This window comes from Chitinophaga ginsengisoli (assembly GCF_003014595.1).
Lineage (GTDB): Bacteria > Bacteroidota > Bacteroidia > Chitinophagales > Chitinophagaceae > Chitinophaga > Chitinophaga ginsengisoli.
This window is the reverse complement of sequence record NZ_PYGK01000005.1, coordinates 336,187-359,200: the sequence shown is the minus strand read 5'-3', so window position 1 is coordinate 359,200 and position 23,014 is coordinate 336,187. Positions and strand designations below refer to the sequence as shown.

General features: G+C 46.9%; 18 protein-coding genes. 4 read left to right on the top strand and 14 right to left on the bottom strand.

Annotated elements, in window-relative coordinates:
- Window positions 1–14: 14 nt before the first annotated feature.
- Window positions 15–1,610: a hypothetical protein gene (locus tag CLV42_RS15010; protein WP_106602733.1), complete on the top strand. Its 1,596-nt coding sequence runs from the start codon at window positions 15–17 to the stop codon at window positions 1,608–1,610.
- A 536-nt stretch (window positions 1,611–2,146) separates the two neighbouring features.
- Here CLV42_RS15010 and CLV42_RS15005 read toward each other — a convergent pair.
- Window positions 2,147–2,839, bottom strand: coding sequence for a molybdopterin-dependent oxidoreductase (locus tag CLV42_RS15005; protein WP_106602891.1), 693 nt, complete (start codon window positions 2,837–2,839; stop codon window positions 2,147–2,149).
- A 292-nt stretch (window positions 2,840–3,131) separates the two neighbouring features.
- Here CLV42_RS15005 and CLV42_RS15000 point away from each other — a divergent pair, with 292 nt between their 5' ends.
- A complete protein-coding gene (locus CLV42_RS15000; protein WP_106602732.1) occupies window positions 3,132–4,346 on the top strand; it encodes a tetratricopeptide repeat protein in 1,215 nt (404 codons plus the stop codon).
- Here the strand turns inward: CLV42_RS15000 and CLV42_RS14995 are convergent.
- The 10 genes from CLV42_RS14995 to spt are packed head-to-tail and all read right to left on the bottom strand — an operon-like array spanning window position 4,336 to window position 15,363.
- A complete protein-coding gene (locus CLV42_RS14995) occupies window positions 4,336–5,286 on the bottom strand; it encodes a phosphatase PAP2 family protein (protein ID WP_106602731.1) in 951 nt (316 codons plus the stop codon). The genes CLV42_RS15000 and CLV42_RS14995 overlap by 11 nt on opposite strands.
- 6 nt (window positions 5,287–5,292) lie before the next feature.
- Entirely contained in the window at window positions 5,293–5,913 is a 621-nt protein-coding gene (locus CLV42_RS14990; protein WP_106602730.1) for a sterol desaturase family protein, read from the bottom strand.
- A 23-nt stretch (window positions 5,914–5,936) separates the two neighbouring features.
- Window positions 5,937–7,211, bottom strand: coding sequence for a DUF4833 domain-containing protein (locus CLV42_RS14985; RefSeq protein ID WP_106602729.1), 1,275 nt, complete (start codon window positions 7,209–7,211; stop codon window positions 5,937–5,939).
- 19 nt (window positions 7,212–7,230) lie between these two features.
- Window positions 7,231–9,777, bottom strand: coding sequence for a DUF5686 and carboxypeptidase-like regulatory domain-containing protein (locus CLV42_RS14980; protein ID WP_106602728.1), 2,547 nt, complete (start codon window positions 9,775–9,777; stop codon window positions 7,231–7,233).
- Window position 9,778: 1 nt separating this feature from the next.
- Window positions 9,779–10,174 (bottom strand): GtrA family protein, encoded by a 396-nt coding sequence (locus CLV42_RS14975; RefSeq protein ID WP_106602727.1) that lies wholly within the window; start codon window positions 10,172–10,174, stop codon window positions 9,779–9,781.
- Entirely contained in the window at window positions 10,171–10,635 is a 465-nt protein-coding gene (locus CLV42_RS14970) for a phosphatidylglycerophosphatase A family protein (RefSeq protein ID WP_106602726.1), read from the bottom strand. The genes CLV42_RS14975 and CLV42_RS14970 overlap by 4 nt, the downstream gene beginning before the upstream one ends.
- Window positions 10,632–11,957 (bottom strand): inositol-3-phosphate synthase, encoded by a 1,326-nt coding sequence (locus CLV42_RS14965; RefSeq protein ID WP_106602725.1) that lies wholly within the window; start codon window positions 11,955–11,957, stop codon window positions 10,632–10,634. The genes CLV42_RS14970 and CLV42_RS14965 overlap by 4 nt, the downstream gene beginning before the upstream one ends.
- 32 nt (window positions 11,958–11,989) lie before the next feature.
- A complete protein-coding gene (locus CLV42_RS14960; RefSeq protein ID WP_106602724.1) occupies window positions 11,990–12,973 on the bottom strand; it encodes an NAD-dependent epimerase/dehydratase family protein in 984 nt (327 codons plus the stop codon).
- Window positions 12,970–14,157 carry a hypothetical protein gene (locus CLV42_RS14955; protein WP_211303458.1) on the bottom strand — a complete coding sequence of 396 codons (1,188 nt, stop codon included), beginning with the start codon at window positions 14,155–14,157 and terminating at the stop codon, window positions 12,970–12,972. Before CLV42_RS14955 ends, CLV42_RS14960 begins: the two co-directional genes overlap by 4 nt.
- Complete coding sequence (gene spt, locus CLV42_RS14950; RefSeq protein ID WP_106602723.1) at window positions 14,158–15,363, bottom strand: serine palmitoyltransferase; 1,206 nt, start codon at window positions 15,361–15,363, stop codon at window positions 14,158–14,160. It abuts the gene before it with no gap.
- A gap of 692 nt (window positions 15,364–16,055) precedes the next feature.
- Between spt and CLV42_RS14945 the strand changes: the two genes are divergently transcribed.
- Together CLV42_RS14945 and CLV42_RS14940 are read left to right on the top strand one after the other, a co-directional pair.
- Window positions 16,056–17,045 carry a hypothetical protein gene (locus CLV42_RS14945; RefSeq protein ID WP_106602722.1) on the top strand — a complete coding sequence of 330 codons (990 nt, stop codon included), beginning with the start codon at window positions 16,056–16,058 and terminating at the stop codon, window positions 17,043–17,045.
- 193 nt (window positions 17,046–17,238) lie between these two features.
- Window positions 17,239–18,663 carry a hypothetical protein gene (locus CLV42_RS14940; protein ID WP_106602721.1) on the top strand — a complete coding sequence of 475 codons (1,425 nt, stop codon included), beginning with the start codon at window positions 17,239–17,241 and terminating at the stop codon, window positions 18,661–18,663.
- Window positions 18,664–18,848: 185 nt separating this feature from the next.
- Here the strand turns inward: CLV42_RS14940 and CLV42_RS14935 are convergent, their stop codons facing one another.
- From CLV42_RS14935 to CLV42_RS14925, 3 genes are all read right to left on the bottom strand, one after another.
- A complete protein-coding gene (locus CLV42_RS14935) occupies window positions 18,849–20,081 on the bottom strand; it encodes a TCR/Tet family MFS transporter (protein WP_106602720.1) in 1,233 nt (410 codons plus the stop codon).
- 112 nt (window positions 20,082–20,193) lie between these two features.
- The gene (locus CLV42_RS14930; RefSeq protein ID WP_106602719.1) at window positions 20,194–21,510 is read right to left on the bottom strand and encodes a lysine N(6)-hydroxylase/L-ornithine N(5)-oxygenase family protein; all 1,317 of its coding nucleotides are present in this window, start codon (window positions 21,508–21,510) and stop codon (window positions 20,194–20,196) included.
- A 1-nt stretch (window position 21,511) separates the two neighbouring features.
- Complete coding sequence (locus CLV42_RS14925; protein ID WP_245901659.1) at window positions 21,512–23,011, bottom strand: pyridoxal phosphate-dependent decarboxylase family protein; 1,500 nt, start codon at window positions 23,009–23,011, stop codon at window positions 21,512–21,514.
- Window positions 23,012–23,014: the final 3 nt, after the last annotated feature.

Below are 23,014 nucleotides of genomic sequence, written 5' to 3'. Positions count from 1 at the left end.
AACAACCTGAACCTATGAAAAAGATCACCCTGATATGTCTGGTGACACTGTTACATGCATTTGCCTATGCGCAATTCAAGACCGTAGCTGAATCCCCCTTATTTGAGGAACCTGAAAGCGGGCATGCAAAACTGCTCCAGCTTAAAAACGGCAATACCGTTGTCGTACACCTGAGCGCCAGAAACGGTATAGACATTACCATTTACAATCCCGAACACAAGCTGGCAGGCTATAAACATCATGATCCCTCCTTTGGGAAGCTGAAAGGTGCCCGCGTCAATGCTATTTTCGAAACCAGTGGCACTATCGCAGTCCTGATCAGCGAGGTCCAGGAAAGGACTCCTGTTCTCCACAGGTTAGTGTTTGATGGCGCTACCGGCAACCTGGAAAGGGAAGAAAAGCTTGCGGAAGCAGAAAGATACTTATTCAAGGATGTACGCTGGATCCCTGAATTTGACCCTGTAAACTCTTTTGCTGTCAGTAAAGATCCTGACAGTGATAATTATGCGGTATTTATCCGTCGCGATAACAGCGGCCTGGCAGATAAAAACCAGATGGAGGTCGTGGCATACAATGGGAATCACCAGGAGATCAGCCGCGCTTTTTACCAGCCGGCTTTCAAATATGCCTCGCTGAACTACCTGGATATGGCGGTATTGGGAGACGACAGGATATGCGTTCTGGGCTTTGCCTACAACGAGATCGCTTCTGGCGACCGCGAAGGACAACTGGTGATGATGACGCTTCCGAAAAACGGAAGACGTATGACATCTACACTACTGGACCTGTCTGATAACCGCATGGCCGATAGCGCTATCGTACGCTTCAATCCCGCTACAAAGAAACTGATGCTGCTCGGCGCTGCTCATATAGAAGATGCCAACCCACAGCCTTATGCAGGTTTCCTGCTCGTTATAGACCCTTTTAAAGCCAAAGTTGAACAGGAGATCAGTATATATCCTACCGAAGCTGATACACAGAAAAAGAAGCTATACGGAGCAAAAGAAACATTCACCGGCATGCCGCAGGACCTCGTCATTAACGATGACGGCAGTTTCTCAGTTATTTACGAAGAGCTGATCAACGAAAAACATATACCAAGGGATGGTACGCCCTATACTTACTATATGCTGGACAACGTGGCCGTTGCCTCATTTGATGTAAACGGCAAATTGCTGTCTGCCAGCTTCATTCCGAAGAAACAATATCTCAAAAATACTATCTATCCTTCTTTCTACATCGCTCAGCGGAAGCTGTCTACCCAGCACCTGGTACAGTCGGAACAATACCGCTCATTTGCCTATCTGCATACTAAGAACAAATTATATGTGCTGATGAATGATGCAGAACAGAACTCACATCCGGCTAACGGAAACATTGTACAATTACGTACGCTCGCCGGTGGACAGGCATTCTCCTACATAACAGGAAGCCCTACGCCAGAACGGAGCCTGTTCTTCGGACCACTGAAAAAGGATGAGAAACATGCACTGGCGGTATTCAATCTTTCAGACTATAACAAAGCAACGAATACTTATGTAACGCTGAAACTGGAGATGACCGCGAAGGAAAGAAAATCAAGGTTGGTTTGGTTGACGCCGGAAGAATAAAAAAAAGGCTAAAGTAGGAATACTCCAGCCATTGCTAAACCTACAACTGTTTACACTGTTCATGTAACATAAGTTCCTGTCACAGTTGTCATGACAGCGGGGCGTTACCAGTTATTATTTTTCAGACGCTGGTAACGCTCCGAATATTTTAAACTGCTGCTTCCTGTAAATAAGCTGTACGGCATCATTACTGAAATCAGGCAGTGTATACTTATTAATGTTGAATGAGTCTTTGGAGAACTGATACAATACATGCTGCTAAAACAAATACAGACATTGCAGCTAAGGTCTTTTTGAACTTCATTCTGCGTTTTTTAGTGATTACTCTGATTGAGTAGCAAAGTTCAAAATATCTGTGCTTATTGAAAATTACCAAACCTGGGCATATTCATCCCCTATTTTAGTGATCTGCAACATGCTTCACCGGAAGTACTCACTTTTTGAGACCACAAAGCTACGATCTGTCACATCAACAGAATTACACATAACAAAGTAAAAATGATAAAAATCAAACAATTAGGGAGGGAATCGGGGGATCAGCTATAACGGTCATTCCTCCAGGGATAGGCCGTATTGGAATAACCCCGTTCTTCCCAGAAGCCTAATTTGTTCTGTGTGAGGAATTCTATCCTGCGGATCCATTTTGAACCTTTCCAGGCATATAACTGAGGCGTGATCATCCTTACAGGACCACCATGCTCTATTGGCAAAGGGGCTCCCTCAACGGTATGTACCAACAGCACATCCGGTTTCAATGCTTCTTCCAGAGATACATTGGTGGTATAATCATCATATCCGTAACACAGGATATGTGTGGCATTCTCCTTAGGCAGCGCCAATGCCGCCAGGTCCAGCAGACGTACTCCTTTCCAGTGCATATCCAGTTTAGACCAGGTGGTTACACAGTGGAAGTCGGAAATATCTTCCGTCTGTGGCAAAGCCATAAAATCCTCCCAGGTCAGTTCCACCGGATGCTCCACGGCTCCATCTATCACCAGTCGCCATTCGTCAAGGGGGATCTCCGGTTCAATACCCAGGTCCAGTACCGGCCATTTATGGGTAATGATCTGACCAATAGGTACCACCGGCATACCGTGACGATTCGGTTTACCGGTGCCCATTGGCCTGTTATCGGCAACGGAAGGCGTCTGCTTCATCTTGTCCTCAAAGCGGGCCTTCAGCTTCATGCGGGCTTCTACTACCCTTTTCAGTTTTTCTGATTCTTCCATATTATGAAGGTAGGAATTATTAAAAAACCGGTAAATATGAATATCAAACATGTAAATAGTCAATGGCTATACGGCCTGTACTGTTCCCGTATAATTTTCTCCGAGATAACCTCCTCAGTTACAATCTGATTGCAGTGAAAAAGGGTATACTTGTTTTAACGGAGAACCCGCATTCGTGCTGATTTTCCGCTGTGCCCCGGCATGAGGTATCAGCGCATTGAATTCTGGTGATTTGACCGCTGGCAGATACCCATAAATAATATAAATTTGATATTGTACTTAACCATTGCTGATGCTTTTGACTTCCTCCTATGAACTGAAGACAGCATTTGCCTATGCCAGGACTTTTAGCCTGGAGAGGCAGCTTTTTTACATAGACAGTCAGATGATCCTCCTGGGTATTCTGGACTCCTATGCCAGCGATATCGCCATCGATGCCGCCGACAGGGAAAAGCTTGTCCAGTGGCTGCACGCGCTTGACTGGGAACAACGCCCTGGTATGCCTATTCCTACGGGGAACAGACCCAAGGTCCCCATTATGACAGAGGCGGAAAGGATGCTGGAAAATGCGGCCTATTACCAGAAAAAGCTGGGAGATGAACAACTCCATCCGCAGCACATCATCCTCTCACTGCTCAGCATAGAAAACCGCTGTCAGTACAAATTCCAGTCCCTCGGCATCATCTTCCACAGTTACCTGGAACAGATACTGGCGCTCAGGAATTTGCAGACCAACGTTCCTTTCCGTAGCCCTCGTGTCAAAACTTCCCACATTAGCTTCTTTCACCCGCTGATACGGCTGTTTTATGGCCCCCAGCAGAAGAAAGCCGCTATAGAAAGATATTTTGGCGAGGCACAGGCCCTGTTACAGTATAATGATATCCACAGGTGCCGGACGCTCTGTCACCTGGTGTTACAGATGCAGCCCGATCATGTGAATGCCTTGTGGCTGTCGGGGGTGACCTGGAGAGTGGAAAGGAATTTTCAAAAGGCGCTGCCCTTTTATGAAAAGGTACACAAGAAGCATCCGCAACATACCGGAGTACTGGCAGAAGTAGCGCATTGCTATAGTGAACTGGGCAACCATGCCTGGGCACAGCGACTATACTCACATGCCCTGTCCCTGAATCCGGGATCTTCCGAACTGCTGAACAGTCTCGGATTTGAATGTATCAAGCTGGAATTGTATGTGGAGGCGATCTCTTATTTTGATCAGGCGATAGCATATGATGAAGAATGTGCCTATGCCTACAATAATAAAGGTTATGTACTGATGCACCTGGGATTTCCGGTGGCTGCCAGGGAGCTTATATTGAAATCACTGCAGCTCAATAAAGGCAATGCCTATGCTTATAGGAACCTGGCATTGCTCGCCCTGAAAGAACAAGACGAAGACACTGCCAGGGAAATGCTCCTGAAGGCGCAACGATTTCACTTTAAACGGAATTATGGCAATGAAGTGGAAGAATTGTTACGCCGCCTGGACAAACAAAAAGCTACTTCGTAACAGCCGAATAGTACTTGTTGATCCGCTCATTGTAAGCCACGCTTCTCATCAATACGAGCCTATATAGGGCAATACCTGTGCTGGCGCAGGCAATACCTGCCAATACATCCAGTACGTAGTGATGGCTGGTATAAACAGCTGAAAACCAGATACCTAGGGCAATGATCCCAAAAATGGTCGTAAAGAACAGATTAGTGGTCTTCCTCGCGTAGAAGAATACGATCAACGGATAGGCAGAATGCAGGGACGGCATTGCAGCAAATACATTTGATCCTTTTGCGTATAATGAACCGAAGATATTCACGTTCAGCGCGGTGTCAAACCTGGCCAGTCCAGCGGTATTACCCGGTGTACTTGCAATGAAGTCAAAGCCGTGTAACTGTACATACCATGGTGGTGCTGCGGGATAAGTATAATAAATGATATATCCGATCCAGTTAACCAGTATGAAGGTAAACGCGAAGTGCAGGAATGCCAGCCTGTCTTTATAGAACAGGTAAGCAGCAAATGCCAGCGGTACCGGCACCCAGCATAAATAGAATGATCCTGTCAGCACATCCAGCCATACCTGTGTATGATGCAGCCAATATTCGTTGGGAGTTACTCTCACCCCATCCATCGTCACACCAAACCAGGCTTTTTCTGTCTCATAAATGTCCTTGATATGTACAGGCCCCGTCAGGTAGTTCGGGAATGCCTTCATATAGTCAAACACGATCCAGTAAAAAATGAAGATCGAAAAACCCAGTATAAAACGCCGGGTCGGTCGTGATATGTAATAACAGACATTAAAAATTGCTATCAGCCACAGCTGGTCACTCTTAAAGCCAAGCAACCAGGCGGAAAGCAACAGATAAGCAATGCTGATCGCGGTAACGATCAGCATATTTCGCCTATCAAAAAAAGCAGTTGTAGGCCTGGCAGGAACCGGTGCATCCATCTTATCTCACTTTTGAAAATCTGATCCGAAGATCTTGTCCCAGAATGAAGAACTCACGCCATATCCTTTGTTAGCATCGGCATAGTGATGCATCATGTGGTGTTTCTTTAACTTCTTCCAGAACTTGCCTTTAAAATTGAAATGATGCAGGGCGTAATGGGAGATATCATAGAAAAGATATCCGCCGATGAAGCCCGCATAAAATCCGTAAAAATATATTTCAGGTATAAAACTTCTATAGAGGAACCAGAAGCCCAGTGCCAGCGGTATGCTCACAGATGGCGGCAATACCAGGCGTAACCTGTCATTGGGATAGTCATGATGCACACCATGGAAAATGAAGTGCAGCTTCAATCCCCAGGAAGACTTCGGTACAAAATGGAATACAAAGCGGTGCATGATGTATTCTGTCAGCGACCAGACAAAGATACCTGCTGCTATACAGAGCAGCCATATTACCACGCCGGTCTTTACTGTTGCCAACGCCATCCAGCAACAATAAATGATCACAGGAACATATAAGAACAGCGGAACGCTGAAATGTACTTTAGATAAACTCTCCAGCAATCCGTTCTTGAACATGGGCACAGACTCCTGCGAGTTGGAAACGTACTGTCTATTACTCATTCGTTGTGAATTTTATCAAACCTTTATGGCTTAAACTGCTCCTTTATTTCTTTACCGGTAGCAGGGTCTATTCCTTTCATTTCTACGTATACTACATTCGGGAACCAGAAGGTGCCGCCTTCGATCTGCAGGTAGATCCTGTTCAACTGCGCCATTACATTACCGATCTGGGTATAGATATGGTAGTCGCCCTGGGCAGACTTCATCAGGTACATCTTTTTCTTATCATAGGCTACAGAACGTAATTCATACTTGTCTTTCGCCAGTTGCTTCACCTTCAGTCCGTACGCAAATTTACGTTGTATATAATTTAATCCCTTCTTTTCGCCATTTTCTGTGTACCTGATCCAGTAGATATTCACCGGCTGGTCTTCGTCAAGTGTACCATCCTGTTGCAGGTTCAGGTCGTAAATGATCGTGTTGGCATTAGGCGTACGCTGCATGTAAAACAGCATATGCGGGATATTGCTCGGTACCGGGAATACCGGTTCTGTCTTTGTGGTCTGTGCATTGGCCACTGCCATAAAAGGCAATACCATGATCAACAGGGCAATTACCGGAGTGGTGGTAGCGCTTCTGATGACGCGGGTAACCTGGTCCTGCTGGTCCATTGCTTTCTTCGCATCCTTCAGGCGGCCTACGGCAGTCACATTGGTCATGATTGCCATGATGAACAGCGGGAAGGTAAAGATCGAAATGGTCTCAAATACATGGAAAGGAATACCTGGTATAAACAGTTTGTAGTCCCCGCCAATGAAGTGTGAAGTGATACCGCAGGCGATGGCAGACAGGGAAATGATCACGATCCTTTCCGGGCGTTGCATCAGCCCACCTTTACACTCAATACCGAGACCTTCTGCACGCGCTCTGGTATAACTTACCATCATAGAGCCGATCAGTGCAATAAAGGCAAATATAGAACTCAGGAAATAGTGGTGTCCGATCAGGTAATAACAGATACCGAGGAACAGGACCATTTCACTGTAACGGTCCAGTACAGAATCGAACAGGGCGCCGAATCGCGACCCCATACTTCCCAGGCGGGCTACCTGCCCGTCCAGCATATCAAATAATCCTGCAAAAAGGATCAGGGCACCGGCCCATCCTACATAAGACAGGTCTCCCCTGTGGCCTTCCTCTACTCCTGCTACAAATATGACTACCACACCTACATTCAGGAGGAACCCGATCAGGGTAACGGCGTTGGGCGTCAGCCCCAGCTTGATTAAGCCCTTTACCAGAGGGTTGATCACCACGTAAATTGCTTGCTGCAGCTTATCTCTGAATCGTTTTTTCATGGCTTACGATTGAAAAACATTAAAAATCAAATCTAACCCTGCCTCTGATACCCCAATTGGCAATCAATGGGTTATCCAGGTATGTAAACCTCTTCACGAGGTCCAACCTCAGCAGTTTGAATATATTGGCGATACCCACACTACCTTCCACATATGGCGTATTGCCCAGTGTATAAGTAATGGGTACTCCATCCGAATAATTTGAGAACTGTATCTTCGACGGATCCAGTCTTGGATCGTTGCCTTTGCTCAAGCCACCGTACAGCACTTTAATGGCAGCTACTTCACGGAGTTTCAGTTTCTTCAGCAAAGGTATCTTATTGAAGATAAATCCGTTGAAGTTATGGTCAATATTTATACCAGCATAGCGGTCACTCACAAATTCCAGGAAGTTCATCAGGTTATACGACTCTAACTGGTAAGCATATGTCTGGTTCGCTCTGTGAATGGTCAACAACGGATAAGGTATGTGTCCGAAGACGTAACCACCTTCTACTACTACCTCGCTATACCCCAGCTGAGAAAGGTATACCATCTTATAAATATTCAGGGAGACGTTCTGGTAATTGTAACCACTGTTGAACAGCCCCTTCACTCCCGCGATCGCCCTGAGTGTGAAGATAGGATATTTGTTGGGGATGGGAATCCTGAAGTTCTTACCCTGGTAGAACTGCTCATGAGGCGCCCAACGCAGTTCCAGCGACAACTCTGACGTAGTGATCTTTTTCACACTGTCTGGAACGCTGGTGCCCTTATAATAAGACAGGGTACCGGCGGGCGTCTGTTGCCAGTGTTTGAAGCCTACCTGGAAAGACGAGTGGTTGTACAGCTCATGGAGATAGTACACCCTGTAAATGTCATTGTACAACCATTTATCGTTGTTACCACGTTTGAAGGACAGCAGGAAGTTGTCTTCCTGTACGAACTGCAGTTCCTGACCCGGGATCTTGGTATCGTGCTGGTAGCTGGCTTTGACAGCGCGTACCGGCCAGTCGTAAATGGACTTATGGTTAAAGGCATAGGAGCCTCCGAAGTAATATTTCCATTTCTGATCTTTGAAACCGTAAGCGCCGTATCCTTCCAGGTAAATGCTCTTATTGAACTTAGGCGTGGTCCTTCCCCCCAACCTCAAACGGAAACCTTCCACCGGGTTGAAGTTATAGAAGGTATTCACGGGGCCTACTTCAAACTTGGGACCTACGCTCTTCCAGCCGGCCAGCAGCAGGGTAGCAATGTCCATGGTCCGTCTGAAGGACTTCATATGCTGCAGACTGTCAATATTGGCATATACCTTCGACTCTGCCGTGGTCAGCGTATCGTGCCTGTTCTGTTCCCAGAAGCTTTCGGGTTTCTGTGCTTCCTCCTCATTTTCCACATAGGAGCTTCCTTCATAGAACTTCTCCGGCATAGGCTTGTTGATCACCATGTTCTTCAGGGACACCGTTCGTTCTCCGTAAAGACCGCTCTTGCCCTTGAAGAGACCAAAATCGGCCATCAGGGTGTTCTTGTTCATGAAATAACGGCCATCCGGTGTCTTTTCGAAGTCCATATAGAGGTGGAAATCACGGATAAAGTTCAGGTTGATCTCTTTATTGGCCGTCATATCCGCCTTCTGTATAGCGTATTTTCCATCCAGCGTGATGTACATTTTACCTTCCAGTAAACGGTCGGCCTTGTTCCTGGGGTAGAATTCCAGGACAATCAGTTTTGTACTGTCTTCTGTTTTGATGGTATCGGCAATGTAATACCTGTAAAAGGTAGGACCGGCATCTGCAATGGGACTCAGGAACTGGTTGGTGAACAACATCATATTGTTGTCGTAGATATCCACGTCCTGGTAAATGTGGTTCAGATAAGCGCTCAAACCGCGGTTATCGATATAGTTCTCAAAGCTGACCTTCTTATCAGCAGTGATGATCGTTTTCTTCTTTTCAGGGTCCCTGCGATAGTACACATCTGCCAGTTTTTCTTCCAGGTACATCGGGAGGAGTGAACGTCCCGCCATCTTGGTTGTATCCTGGTTGTCAAACACAAATTTATACTTCCGGGTGAACCGGTTGTTACTGATCTTCTCAGAAACATTGCTCAGGGCAAACTCCAGTTTCTCGTACTGGTTATAATTGGCATAGTCATAATGCTCCATTCTGTTCTTTGATTTGTTATCAATGACCAGTCGGATCAACTCTACTGCCGGGTTATCCTTGTTACGGTATCTTTCTCTCTTACGCTTGATGACTACTTCACTCAGGTTTTTGGCGCCACTTTCCAGGGTTACATTCCTGACCTGTTCACTACCTCTCTGTACGCGTATTACAACGGTTTTATACCCCATCAGGGAAAACCGTACACTATCTTTTGGGCTATCAAACTGCAATTCGTACCGGCCTGCAGCATCAGTAGCGATGCCGAAGGAAGTACCGGGTACAAAGACACTTGCAAAGGGCAACGGTGTACCTGTTTTGTCTGTAACCACACCCTTCACTTTCGTTGTCTGTGCAAATACTGAACTAAAGCCGAGCGTAAGCAATAACAAAAGACCTAAACTAATATTTTTACTACCATTCATTCTATCTAACATCTTTAAAAACGAACCGCTTCTGCATTATATAACTATAAGTAAAACCAATCAGTAATGACACTATCATTTTAACCATGGCTACTCTTTCAATAAGACTGTACCATCCTGTAAAATGCAGTATGAGCCACACTCCTGCTGCATTTAGCAGCATATTCCCCACCCAGGTGATACCATAGCGCAGTGCTTGTCCTCCGATCGCACTTTTCTCTTTATTAAAGACCCACTGCCTGTTTATTATAAAATTGGTGGCTCCACCTGCAAAGGTACCGGCCATATTTGCACCGACATACCAGGCGCCTGCCTGGCTTGACAGTAAGATCACCACCAGGAAATCCACACCTGTCGCTATCAGTGAAGAGGCCTGAGCCTTCAAAAATTTAATCATTGTCCAAAAACGTTACTGTGATAAACAATCTGCAGTAACAAGTTGGTGTATACTCCTGCTACCACGTCATCCATCATTACTCCTAGTCCTCCGGGCAGCTGCTCGGTACGGCGGATCAGTAATGGTTTACGGATATCAAAGAATCTGAACAATACAAGTCCCGCCAGCACATAACCGGGAGTTACCGGCAGGAACAGCAGACTGAAACACATACCGGACACTTCATCTATCACTACTTTCTTGTCGTCCTTCCCCCAATAAGGTTCAACTTCCGTACCGGACCAAATGCCTAACAATGTGATGGCAATGGTAATAGCTACCTGCCATATGACAGATATATTACCACCAGCCTGCGCAAGGTACCAGCAAAGAGCTGTCACGGCGGCAGCAACCGTGCCCCCTCCCTTGCCAATGTAGCCTATGCCCAGGCTGGTAGCGATTATTTTATGAATTCGGATCATCCTTCGTTTAAGATTCCTTCGTAATAATCCAGCCCAAGGTGCGTGATCAGATCTTCACCCATCAGGTAGCGCAGGGTATTCTGCAACTTGATCAGCTGTTTGAAGATATCATGCTCAGGACGCAGGCCTGGTGCTGTTTGTGGTGATTTCAGATAGAAGGACAGCCATTCCTGGATACCGCTCATACCGGCACGTTTCGCAAAGTCGATGAACAGTGCGAGGTCGAGTACGATTGGCGCTGCCAGGATAGAGTCACGGCAAAGGAAATTTACCTTGATCTGCATTTTATAGCCCATCCAACCAAATATGTCAATGTTATCCCAACTTTCCTTGTTGTCCTTACGCGGAGGATAATAGTTGATCCTGATCTTGTGGTACATGTCACCATACAGTTCAGGATTTTCTTCCGGCATCAGGATGTCTTCCAACACACCCAGTTTGGATACTTCTTTTGTTTTAAAGTTATCAGGATCGTCCAGTACCCATCCATCGCGGTTACCCAGGATGTTGGTAGAGAACCAGCCTTCCATGCCCAGCGCACGTGCCTGTAAACCAGGGGCCAGGATAGTCTTCATCAGGGTCTGACCGGTTTTGAAGTCTTTACCGGCGATCGGTGTTTTAGTTTTCTTGGACAATTCTACGAGTGCAGGAATGTCACAGGTCAGGTTGGGTGCACCGTTCGCAAAAGGAATGCCCAGGGTGAGTGCCGCATATGCATAGATCATGCTCGGAGCGATACGCGGATCATTATCTTTCAGCCCCTGTTCAAATGCAGCCAGTGACTGGTGAACGTCTGCAGCTTCGTGATATATTTCGGTAGAACCGCACCATACCATTACAACACGGTCACAACCCTTTTCTTTCTGGAAATTTTTAATGTCCTCTATTACGGCCTGTGCCAGGTCATAACGGGTCTTAAAGTCCTTAACGTGTGTGCCATCCAGATTTTTAACAAAGTTTTTATCGAAAGCTGCCTTCATTGGAACGATGGATTCCAGTTCGGGTTTAATGGCTTCCAGCATAAACCTGTCAAGTACTTCAGCTTTTACTGCGGCGGTATACACATTATCTTCATACACATCCCAACCACCAAATACAAGGTCATTCAGATTAGCTAAGGAAACGAAGTCTTTAATCAGCGGATTCCTGTTTTCAGTTCTTTTTCCCAATCTGATGTGGCCCATCTGTGCGACCGAGCCAATGGGCTTTGACAGCCCTTTCTTAATTGATTCTACTCCGGCAATGAATGTCGTGGCTACCGCGCCAAGGCCCGGCATCAGGACACCCAGTTTCCCTTTTGCTTCTTTAATTTGATGTTTCATAAAAATGTGAGACTTTTATTTAACTGTTTTAATCAAAACCATTTATTGGCGGTGTACCAGTCCAGCGTTTCCCGTATCCCTTTTTCGAGGTCATATACGGGACGATAGCCCAGGTCCTGCCGGATCTTTTCAATATTGCAATCCCAGTTCTCTGCCGTCAGCTCATTCAGTTTGTCCCTATTCAGCAAGGGAGCCCCACGACTCACCATTTCCATAATAGTGGCAACAGTTCTAATAACAGGCAGAGGTAGGTGAATACGAAAAGTGTGCAGCTTCAGATGTTGCTTTATAGCATTGGCCAGTGCGTAACGGTCATACCGCTTACCATCTGAAATATTATACATAGTTCCCGATACAGGAGCTGTCAATGCCAGCATTGCTGCTTGTGCGAGATCCTTGACGTAGACAAAACTCAGCCACTGGGCGCCTTTGCCCATATAAGGTTCCAAACCCCGTCTGTATGTCTTGAACAATACGAAAAGGTCCCGTTCTCTTGGCCCATACACTGCGGTGGGCCTTAATACCACCCAGGGGACATCTGAAATAACTCCCAGGTATTCTTCAGCCAGTAACTTACTTTTTCCGTAACTGGTCACCGGTTGGGGTTTATCCACATCCGGTACAGGCCAGCTGGCATCATATGCGATGGGGCCTACGGCCGCCAGACTGCTTATAAATACAAATTTCTTAATGGGTACCCTCGATTCCGCGGCTGCTACTACCAGGTTAAGGGTATACCCTGCATTGATCCTGTTGTACTCGTCCAAAGACTTTGCCTTTGTTACCCCTGCTCCATGAATGATGTAATCAAATCCATGTTTCACGATCAGATCTTTCAGATCATCCTTACTGTTGAAATCAGGATAAACAAAATTTACTGGCAAATGTTTCAGGTGGGAGACACTACTTGACGCACGTACGGCGGCGTAAACCTCCATTCCTGCGTCAAGAGCTGCCTCTACCAGATGATATCCTACAAAACCGCTGGCACCTGTTATCAGTATCCGGGGTGTCATATCTCTTTTTCGTATATCCTGTAGGTCCTGTAAGGATCTGCATTTATACCCCGCATAGCGGCGTTCATCATTTCATTTGTTTCCAGTATCCAGGATCCTTCACCATAAGCAACGCCTTTTGCCCTGCCCACTTTCATTAACTCCCCGTAAAAACAGGCATCGATGCCCAGTTTACGGTGAGATTCCAATACGCCTAATGCCAATACTCTCACACCATTTATCTTCTTCTTGCCCAACAACAGTTTCAATATACCGGTTGGGAACAAGCGTCCTCTCTTTATCTTTCTAAGGATCTGGTTAATATCCGGGATAGCCAGGGCGAAACCTACCATTTTCCCATTCTCTTCCGCTATAATACCAAAATCAGGATCCAGGATCATTTTCAGATCTTTCGCCAGGTATTCGAACTCCTTCTCTGTCATCGGCACAAAACCAAGGTTCTTATCCCAGGCGCTGTTATAGATCGCATGGATGTTCTTTACTTCCTCATCAAAATTTTTCAGATTGACACTGCGGAAGGTGATATTACGCCTGGTCAGTCTCTCCTTCAATACCGTCATCACACGAAAAGGCCGGTCGTTCATGTACTGGGGAATGATCTTCCATGCATACATGGTGATCTTTGTTCCCAGCCCCGCTTCTTCAATTAGTTTGACATAGTAGGGATAGTTATAGGTCATCATCACCACCGGCGGACCGTCAAATCCTTCTATCAGCAACCCGCAGGTTTCGTTGGTAGAGAAGTTCACAGGGCCGATCATGGTGCTGAACTTACGTTCCTTCAGCCATTTAGTGGCTGCGCTGAACAAAGCCTGGCTTACTTCACTGTCGTTGATACAATCGAAGAAACCAAAGAAGCCATCGTTCGTTTTATTGAAAATATTGTGGTTTGTATTGTCGATAGCTGCTATCCTGCCCACTATTTCATTGCCGCGGAAGGCAAGGAATGCCTGCAGCTTTGAATGTTCATGAAAAGGATGTTTTCCCGGAGTCAGAAGGTCACGTTGAGCAATAAACAACTCAGGTACATAGTTTTCATCGTTCCTGTACAGGTCGTGCGGGAAATCGATGAACTGCGCCAACTGTTTTTTAGAGGTGACCGCTTGAACGATCACTTTTGGTAAACCGTTGGTTTGTTGAGGAGCATGTACCGTTTGCTGAGATGTCGTCTGCAATGTTTCCATTTATATTTTTTGCTTTAAAGGTATACCCGCACGCGTGAATGTCTCCGTCAATTTATCTATCGCGGTCTCTATCTGAGAGAACGTGTGTGTCGACATCAGTGAGAACCTGATCAGCGTAGCGTCTGGCTGAACTGCCGGAGGCACTACCGGGTTCACGAATACGCCTTCATCCTGCAGCATGCGTGTGATGCGGAATACGCTTTCTTCGTTCCTGATATAGATCGGTATAACAGGTGTTTCTGATACGTTGCCGGTATCGAAACCTGCTTCCTTTAATAAGTTGCGTGCGTAGTTGGTATTATCCCACAGGCGCTGAATGTGCTCAGGTTCTGTCGTGATAAGATCAAGAGTGGCAATTACGCTGGCTGCAGCTGAAGGGGTCATGCTCGCGCTGAAGATCAGGGAACGTGCAGAGTGCTTCAGATATTCGATCACATCTTTGTCGCCGGCAATAAAGCCACCCAGAGACGCAAAAGACTTACTGAAAGTACCCATGATGACATCCACTTTGTCAGTAAGACCAAAATGAGACGCTGTACCGGCACCATTCACTCCAATTACTCCCAGACCGTGTGCATCATCTACCATGATACTGGCACCATAAGTGTCCGCCAGTGCTACTATTTCCGGCAGGCGGGCAATATCACCTTCCATACTGAACACGCCATCCACAACGATCAGACGGATAGAAGACTGTGGAAGTGCTGATAATTTAGCTTCCAGGTCCTCCATGTTGTTGTGGCGGTACTTGATCACTTTCGAAAAGGACAGACGGCTACCATCTATAATGGAGGCGTGGTCCAGTTCGTCCAGAATGATATAATCATTACGGCCGGTCAGGCTCGATAAAGCACCCTGGTTAGCCAGGAACCCCGTACTAAAACACAGAGCGGCTTCTTTGCCTACATATTCCGCCAGGCGACGTTCCAGTTCCAGGTGGAGGTCAAGGGTACCATTGAGGAACCTCGATCCTGCACAACCCGTACCGTACTTATCAATGGCACGTTTGGCGGCCTCTTTCACCTTGGGATGATTCGTCAGTCCCAGGTAGGAATTTGATCCGAACATTAACACTTTCTTACCGTCAATATCAACTTCAGTGTCCTGAGAAGAAGAGATCGGTCTAAAATAAGGGTAGATCCCTTTTTCCTTGGTAGTGTAAACTCTGGCCAATGAGGCTTCCTTTGCACGTAACAATTTGCTCATTCTGATATATCTTAAGCTGTTGTATAATCTTTCTACTTTATGCGAAAGTATAAGATTATTGTTCTGAAAACGTTTTCAGATCCAAATATATAAATTGAACACTAAAAATTTGCAAGTGAATCGTGACGGTAAGCGATAAGTCCCCCGCAAACAAGCAGTGTTTAATAAATATGTCAATCAAATTACGTAGTCCGGCATAAGACGGATTCCATAACTCTAACAGTATGCTAGTTGCGGTTTAAACATGTAGCTACGGGTTGTAACTAAACAATAGGTGATAAGAATACGAAGGTCTAACAGTATATCTAGTTGTGGTCTAAGGTAGATCATAAGCTGGTTTTACAAATATCAAACCAGAATGACGGCACCAAATTAGGAAAAATTTTCAATTAAAACCTAAAAACATTAGGGATTGACGTCAAAATATTACATATATACAACAAAGTGATAATTTCATCATCTGTGTTAGTAGTGGTCTATAGATATCGTTATATGATTGATTATTAATTATATTGGCATAAAAACAAAGCCATATTTATCACTTTCCGGTCCCTTCTTCCCCTCCCGTTAAACCCTTCCCGTTTCAGATAGTCTACCTATATGTACTCATAGTAGTGACAGTAAAGATAACCGGGACCTATATTCCCCCGCATTATCAGGTGAACCCGGGAGTATCCCAAAAAAATAAGTACATGAATATCCGAAACTACTTTACCGCATGCATCGTATGCCTGGGCATGACCTTAACAGTATCTGCCCAGGAACAACCCGAACAGGATTCTACCGGGCTACCGGGCGATAATTTCAGCTTGCAGGGTGCACTGGACCTGTTTAAACAGTCAGCATCTCCCGAAGCATTTGAAAAGCTCCTGAACTCTGCCAACAGCAAAGTGAATAACCTGGACCTCAATGAAGATGGCAACACCGATTATATCCGCATCGTCAATAAAAAAGAGAATGATGTACAGGTCTTTATCCTGCAGGCACTGGTTTCCTCCACAGAAAGCCAGGATATAGCGGTGATCGAACTGGAAAAGAAAGGCGATAATAACGCCATCGTCCAGATCGTGGGCGATCCTGATATCTATGGCGAATCTGTTATAGCCGAACCGGCAGAAGAAGAGGACAATGCGTTTAACTATCCCCCCACCAGCCATGGTCCTGCGGCTTCCTCACCCGAGGGTATCGTGGTGAACGTATGGCTATGGCCCTGTGTACGTTTCGTATATGCGCCTGCTTATGCGGTATGGGTATCTCCCTGGACATGGTATAGCCATCCGGTATGGTACCGTCCCTGGCGCCCCCTGCCCTGGTATGCATACAGGCCGGTACGTTACACCTATGCACGCAGATATGTCGTAGTACCGGTACACAGGATCCCGCCTGCCCGGGTCATTTATCGCCCCGTGAGGGTTACCTCCGTGACGGTTATTAACCGTAACAGGGTGGTAGTGAACAATTACCGTACTACCAGGAATGTGAACCGGTATACCCCTCAGCGGACTAACAGTGGCGGCCGACAGTATCAGTCCAATACCCCTGCAAGGGCTGACAGGGGCAGCGCCATCAACAGGGGTGAAAGAGCAGACCGGCGCGCAAGGGTCAGTGAAAACCGTCCCGGTGGAAGGAACGGCGGAAACAGAACAAGAAGTGGCCGCAGAAAAGCCGACAGGGGGAATTAGACTTCCCGTATCATCAACAGAAACTACTCATCATAGTAAGGGGCTTATAATATATTGTCTTACAACGATATATTATAAGCCCCCTTCCCTTTTTCAAACCCGCTCCCATCTTAAATTACGGCACACATATTGCATTATTAAACTATTCGTACATTCAACTTCGTTTATTAGTTATATACTAAACATTTTCGTCATGAAGATCAGCCAATCCCTACCTGTACTGTTCATATCCCTGTTACCGGTACTACATGCCAACGCTCAGGATTACTATCCACGGCAACAATTACAGGAACAACCTGACGAATGGGATAATGCCAGCTGGACTCCTCCCGACCAGGATTCCACCGGGCTGCCCGGCGACAACTTCAGCCTACAGGGCGCTCTTACCCTCTTTAAACAGGCCAATAGCCCGGAAGAATTTGAAAGGCTGCTGAACTCGCAACAGAACAAGGTCAACAACCTTGACCTGAACGGGGATGGCAACATCGATTACCTGCGGGTGATCAATAAAAAGCAAAACCAGGTACAACTCTTTATCATACAGGCACTGGTATCCAACCAGGAAAGCCAGGATGTGGCCGTTATCGAACTGGAAAAGACCGGTGAGAATACCGCCGTTATCCAGATAGCCGGCGACGAAGATATCTATGGCGAAACAACCCTGGCAGAGCCGGTTGAAATATCCGACAGCGTGTATTCTGCGGAGGATAATTCCTTCGATTATACACCTTCCCGCACACATGGTCCCGCTGCTGATGTCAATACCTCCAGGTTCGCTCCTGCAGGTGTCATCGTGAACGTGTGGTTCTGGCCCTGCGTACGTCGGGTATATGCGCCGGCCTATGTGGTATGGACCTCCCCCTGGTCATGGATCAATCCTCCCGGATGGTGGAGACCATGGCGCCCGATGCCGGTATACGCCTATCGTCCGGTATGCCACCACTACCAGTATGGATATGCATATGCTCCCGTAAGAAGGGTCATGCCTGCCCGTGGGATGTATTATCCTATCAGGACCTATTCCGGCTATGTTTACAACCGTAATCGCGTAATAGTGACCAATTACCGTTCCACCAGAGCTGACCGCGGCTCTTACCCCGCCAGGTACAATAGCGGCCGGTATAACGGCTATTACAGGAACAGCTATAACGGCGGCAGGAATTACAACAACGGTTACAGCAACGGTTACAATAACGGTTACCGCGACAATCGCTCCGGCAGGAATAATTATGGCTGGAATGGCAACAGACCGGATGGACGTCAGGGATACTACAATGACAACGGCCGCTCCCGCAACGATGGCCGGATAGACGGCAGCATCAGGGGGGGATACCCTCAGGGTGGCAGCAGACCAGGCAATAACCAGGGTGGCCCCTGGGGTGGTAACTCACAAGGCGGTGGAAGAAACGAAGGCGGTTCCCGCGGCAATGCCCCGGGCGGTAACTCCCAAACCGGTGGCCGAAACGAAGGAGGCTCCCGTGGCAATACCTGGGGCGGTAGATCACAAGATGGCGGCAGCTCCGATGCCGGTCGTGGCGGTTCCCGGAACAACAATGCAGAAGGAGGCAGAACCGGTGGTCCTTCCAATGGAAGAGCCGGTCGCACCAGAGGCAATTAATACACTATAGTTCCCTCATAGATTGCTTCTGTGTAGGATATATTCCCGCTTCTTCCATATCACTATACCGTCATTTCCATATCACTTTACCGTCATCTCTATATCGAATCGATATAGAGATGACGGTAAAGTGATATGGAAATGACGGTGTAGCGATATGGAGATATAGGAACCAAAGCGAATTCTCACCTAACATTAGGCCTCCGCATGCTCTTGATGGCCAGGAAAATGCTCACCAGTACAAGTACCCCACTCACAAAAAAAGGAGCGCCCGGAAAGAGGAATGGCGCACTATTCCCGGTAAAGTAAGCAAAGAGACTTCCCATCAGCGGCGGCGCTACGATCGTCGTAACACTCATCAGGCTGGTCAGTCCTCCCTGTAATGCACCCTGCTCCCCGGAAGAGATCTGCCCTGTGATAATACTCTGCAGAGCCGGACTGGCTATATTCCCCAGCGAATAAGGCACCAGTATCACGAACATCATCCACCCGCTGGTGGCAAAGGCAAACAGCAACAATCCCAGGCTGTAAAACGCCAGCCCGACATACAGGCTTTTTTTAGTACCGATGCGGGGAATGATCAGCCGGATCAGGCCCAGCTGTACTACAGCTACCAGCAGGCCGCTAAAGCCGAGGGAATACCCTACCCAGGCTTCATCCCAGCTGAACTTATGCATACCATAAAATGCCCAGGTGGTCTGTACTCCATTATTGGCGATATAGATCAGCACCAGGGTGGCTATCAGCCCGTATACGGCCGGATATTGCTTCATCTGGACCAATGAGCCTACCGGATTGGCATGCTTCCATTTAAAGGCCCGTCTGTTCGTTGCAGGTAATGACTCCGGCAGCGCCAGGTAGCCATACGCTACATTCAGCAGACTCAAAATACCGGCCGCGATAAAAGGCGCCCTGGGGCCCAACTGCCCTAAGCCACCTCCCATCAGCGGACCGAGGATAAAGCCCAGTCCGAAGGCGGCGCCAATGATACCGAAGTTCTGGGTCCGCTTCTCAGGCGCGCTGACATCTGCTATATAGGCCGCGGCGGTCGTAAAACTGGCGCCCATCACTCCGGAGATGATACGGCCGGCAAACAGCCACATGATGGTCGGGGCAAATGCCATAAAGAAATAATCCAGTCCGAAACCCAGTAACGACAACAACAATACAGGACGCCTGCCGTAACGGTCGCTCAGGTTACCCAGCACCGGCGCACAGACGAACTGCACAAGGGCATAGGCAAACGTCAGCCAGCCCCCGATAGCAGCAGCTTCTCCCATATTGCCATGGATCAGTTGTTCTATCAGTTTGGGTAGTACGGGAATGATGATGCCCAATCCTGTTACATCAATCAGCAGTGTAATAAAGATGAAAATGAGCGCTGAACGCGATTGCGCCGGCGAGACTATTTTTTGCATATCAGATGCCCTGTCGTTTATATAAAAAATGGCTGATGAAGAGAGCAGGAGACATCACGTTAACAGACGCCATGCCTCCTGCATATCATTGAACAATGTCCCGTATGCCTGTTTATATAGCCGCAACAGCTGGTATGGATGCTGCCACGCCAAATTGCTGGAAAGCAATTCGTTTTTCCACATGGTAGATCTCCTCTCCCGCTATTGCATTGATAATACAGGAATTGCGGTAAGCGCCCATTCCCAGATCAGGCGTTACAAAACCATGCGTGTGCAGTTCTGCATTCTGCACGAAGATCTCATCGCCATGAAGATCTATAGCATAGTTACGCTGTACATCAAACAACTGGTCTTCGCGTCGCATGATACGTTCACTGATGCCCTCCAGGAACGCCGGCTCCCGGTATTTGTAACCAGTAGCCAGGACCACGAAATCTGTTTCCTGGGTAAATGATTGTTGCTGCTGTACCTGTGTCATATCAAGCGTATAACTATTTCCGTTATAGACAATATCATTGAGCTGTACATTCGGGCGTAGCTGTATATGTGAGATATCCTTATCCACACTCATCTCATATAGAGCATCAAAGATCTGGTTGATGAGATCGTAGTTAATACCCTTGAAGAGTGGATTCTGTCTGGCAAGCAACTCCTGCCTGCTTTCTGCCGACATGCTGTAGAAATAATCCACGTATTCGGGTGAAGTCAGTTCCAGTGTAAGCTTTGAATACTCCATCGGGAAGAACCTGTCGGGGCGGGTGAACCAGTTTAACTGCATGCCGTTTTCCGCCAGTGGCAGGAGGTCAGCAAATACTTCTGCAGCACTCTGTCCGGAACCTATTACCGTCACAGAACGCTTCCCTCCTATCTTATCTTTATAGTTGAGATACTCCGATGTATGGATCACATCCGGCAGTATACCCTTCTTTGCAAATGCAGGCAGGTATGGTTGAGTACCGGTACCTAACACCAGCTTGCGGGCATAGTGCAGTTCCGTTTTACCAGTGAGGGTATGTACTGTACTCACTGCATACAATTGCCTGTCAGGCTCATATTGTATAGTAGTAACCTTATGAGAGAAACGGCATGATGACAATCTCTCTGCAGCCCATTTACAATAGGCATTGTATTCTTTCCGCAGGATAAAAAAGTCTTCCCTGATATAGAACTTATACAATCGTCCTGACTGTTTCATATAATTCAGGAAACTGTATTCACTGGTAGGATCAGCCATGGTTACAAGGTCGGCCATGAAGGGTACCTGTAAGGTGGCATTGTTTAACATCAGACCGGGATGCCAGTCGAAGCCCGGCGCCTGGTCAAAGAATACAGCATTGATCCTGCTTACAGGTTGCAATAAGGCAGCCAGGCTGAGATTGAAAGGGCCTATGCCGATGCCAATAATATCATATGTATGTGGAATATTCATATTATGCGATTTCTCTTGTATCGTAAAGTGTTTCCCTGTGCTGTCTTATGTAAGTGGCGCCGTGTGACTTGATGATGGATAATAGTTTTGCTACATCATCCGTAGTAGTAAGCGGGTTCAGTAAGGTGAACTTGAGATAAAAAGCACCGTTGATACGTGTACCTGCCAGCAAAGCTGCACCATCTTTCAGCATCTCTTTTTTGATATGCAGGTTCACTGCTGTAACATCTGTTTCATCAAGGCGGGCGGGGAAATAACGGAACACCAACGCACTGATGTCTGAATAACTTACCAGTTCCAGTTCTGTATCCTGGCTGATCATATCAGCTACCTTCGCCGTAGTATCGATGATCGTTTCCATATAACTGCCCAGTTTCTGTTTACCCATCAGGCGCAGTGTGAACCAGAGTTTCAATGCATCAAAACGGCGGGTGGTCTGGATAGATTTATTTACCTGATTAGGTAATCCGTCTTCATCATGTTCCTTCGGATTGAGATAATCCGCATGGTGCGTCAGCAGGTCTAGAGAACGTTTGCTCTTTACCAGGAAAGCGCTGCTACTAACAGGCTGGAAGAATGACTTATGATAATCCGCCGTTACAGAGTTAGCGAGTTCTATTCCTTTCAACAGATGACGGTATTTAGTAGTAAGTAATAATCCGCAGCCATAAGCAGCATCTACATGGAACCATAATTTATACCGCGCAGCCAGTTGTCCTATTTCTTCCAATGGATCAATATTGCCAAAATCAGTAGTGCCGGCAGTGCCTACTACCGCAATAGGGATATTGCCTTCCTCCAGTTCCTGCTGAATAGCTTCTTCCAGCAATGCCACATCCATGCGGTAACCTTTCACCGGTATACTGACTACAGATTGTTCACCGAGCCCCAGTAATGCAGCGTTCTTCTGAATACTGAAATGTCCTGTGGCGGCTACGAATATCCTGAAGCGGGAAGACTCCGCAGGTAATCCCTTCTGCTTGATATTATAACGCAGGCGTTCCTTTGCATAATGATCTCTGGCCAGTAACAATCCCATCAGGTTACTCTGTGTGCCACCACTAGTGAACACACCATCACTGTTGCTATCGAAACCGATCTCATTGCATGTCCATTCTATGAGACGTTGCTCTATCAATGTACCACCTGCACTCTGATCCCAGGTATCAAGGGAGGAGTTGATGGCAGAGATCAGGACTTCCGCAGCAATAGCAGGGATCACCACCGGACAGTTCAGGTGAGCGATGTATTGTGGCAAATGGAACGTCACTGCATGATCGGAATAGAGGCGCTCTACTTCTGAAAGCAGGCTGTCATAATCAGGCAACGGTGTATTGAGGTCTACCTGTTCGAATGCTGTCTTCAGCTGTGCAGGTGTAATACCGCTGAATGGTTTCCTGTTCTTCTCCAGGAACCGTACTACTGAGCCACTGGCCAGTGCTATCGCTTTACTGTATTCATTGGCAGTGCCTTCATAAAAGAGGTCACTGTATGGGTTCATGAT

Bases quoted from the DNA above. Each gene is read 5' to 3' on its own strand.
- CLV42_RS14970 (WP_106602726.1), bottom strand. From the start codon at position 10,635: ATGATCCGAATTCATAAAATAATCGCTACCAGCCTGGGCATAGGCTAC.
- CLV42_RS14960 (WP_106602724.1), bottom strand. From the start codon at position 12,973: ATGACACCCCGGATACTGATAACAGGTGCCAGCGGTTTTGTAGGATAT.
- spt (WP_106602723.1), bottom strand. From the start codon at position 15,363: ATGAGCAAATTGTTACGTGCAAAGGAAGCCTCATTGGCCAGAGTTTAC.
- CLV42_RS15005 (WP_106602891.1), bottom strand. From the start codon at position 2,839: ATGGAAGAATCAGAAAAACTGAAAAGGGTAGTAGAAGCCCGCATGAAG.
- CLV42_RS14990 (WP_106602730.1), bottom strand. From the start codon at position 5,913: ATGAGTAATAGACAGTACGTTTCCAACTCGCAGGAGTCTGTGCCCATG.
- CLV42_RS14995 (WP_106602731.1), bottom strand. From the start codon at position 5,286: ATGGATGCACCGGTTCCTGCCAGGCCTACAACTGCTTTTTTTGATAGG.
- CLV42_RS15010 (WP_106602733.1), top strand. From the start codon at position 15: ATGAAAAAGATCACCCTGATATGTCTGGTGACACTGTTACATGCATTT.
- CLV42_RS14935 (WP_106602720.1), bottom strand. From the start codon at position 20,081: ATGCAAAAAATAGTCTCGCCGGCGCAATCGCGTTCAGCGCTCATTTTC.
- CLV42_RS14975 (WP_106602727.1), bottom strand. From the start codon at position 10,174: ATGATTAAATTTTTGAAGGCTCAGGCCTCTTCACTGATAGCGACAGGT.
- CLV42_RS14965 (WP_106602725.1), bottom strand. From the start codon at position 11,957: ATGAAACATCAAATTAAAGAAGCAAAAGGGAAACTGGGTGTCCTGATG.
- CLV42_RS14985 (WP_106602729.1), bottom strand. From the start codon at position 7,211: ATGAAAAAACGATTCAGAGATAAGCTGCAGCAAGCAATTTACGTGGTG.
- CLV42_RS14930 (WP_106602719.1), bottom strand. From the start codon at position 21,510: ATGAATATTCCACATACATATGATATTATTGGCATCGGCATAGGCCCT.
- CLV42_RS14940 (WP_106602721.1), top strand. From the start codon at position 17,239: ATGAAGATCAGCCAATCCCTACCTGTACTGTTCATATCCCTGTTACCG.
- CLV42_RS15000 (WP_106602732.1), top strand. From the start codon at position 3,132: ATGCTTTTGACTTCCTCCTATGAACTGAAGACAGCATTTGCCTATGCC.
- CLV42_RS14955 (WP_211303458.1), bottom strand. From the start codon at position 14,157: ATGGAAACATTGCAGACGACATCTCAGCAAACGGTACATGCTCCTCAA.
- CLV42_RS14945 (WP_106602722.1), top strand. From the start codon at position 16,056: ATGAATATCCGAAACTACTTTACCGCATGCATCGTATGCCTGGGCATG.
- CLV42_RS14980 (WP_106602728.1), bottom strand. From the start codon at position 9,777: ATGAATGGTAGTAAAAATATTAGTTTAGGTCTTTTGTTATTGCTTACG.
- CLV42_RS14925 (WP_245901659.1), bottom strand. From the start codon at position 23,011: ATGAACCCATACAGTGACCTCTTTTATGAAGGCACTGCCAATGAATAC.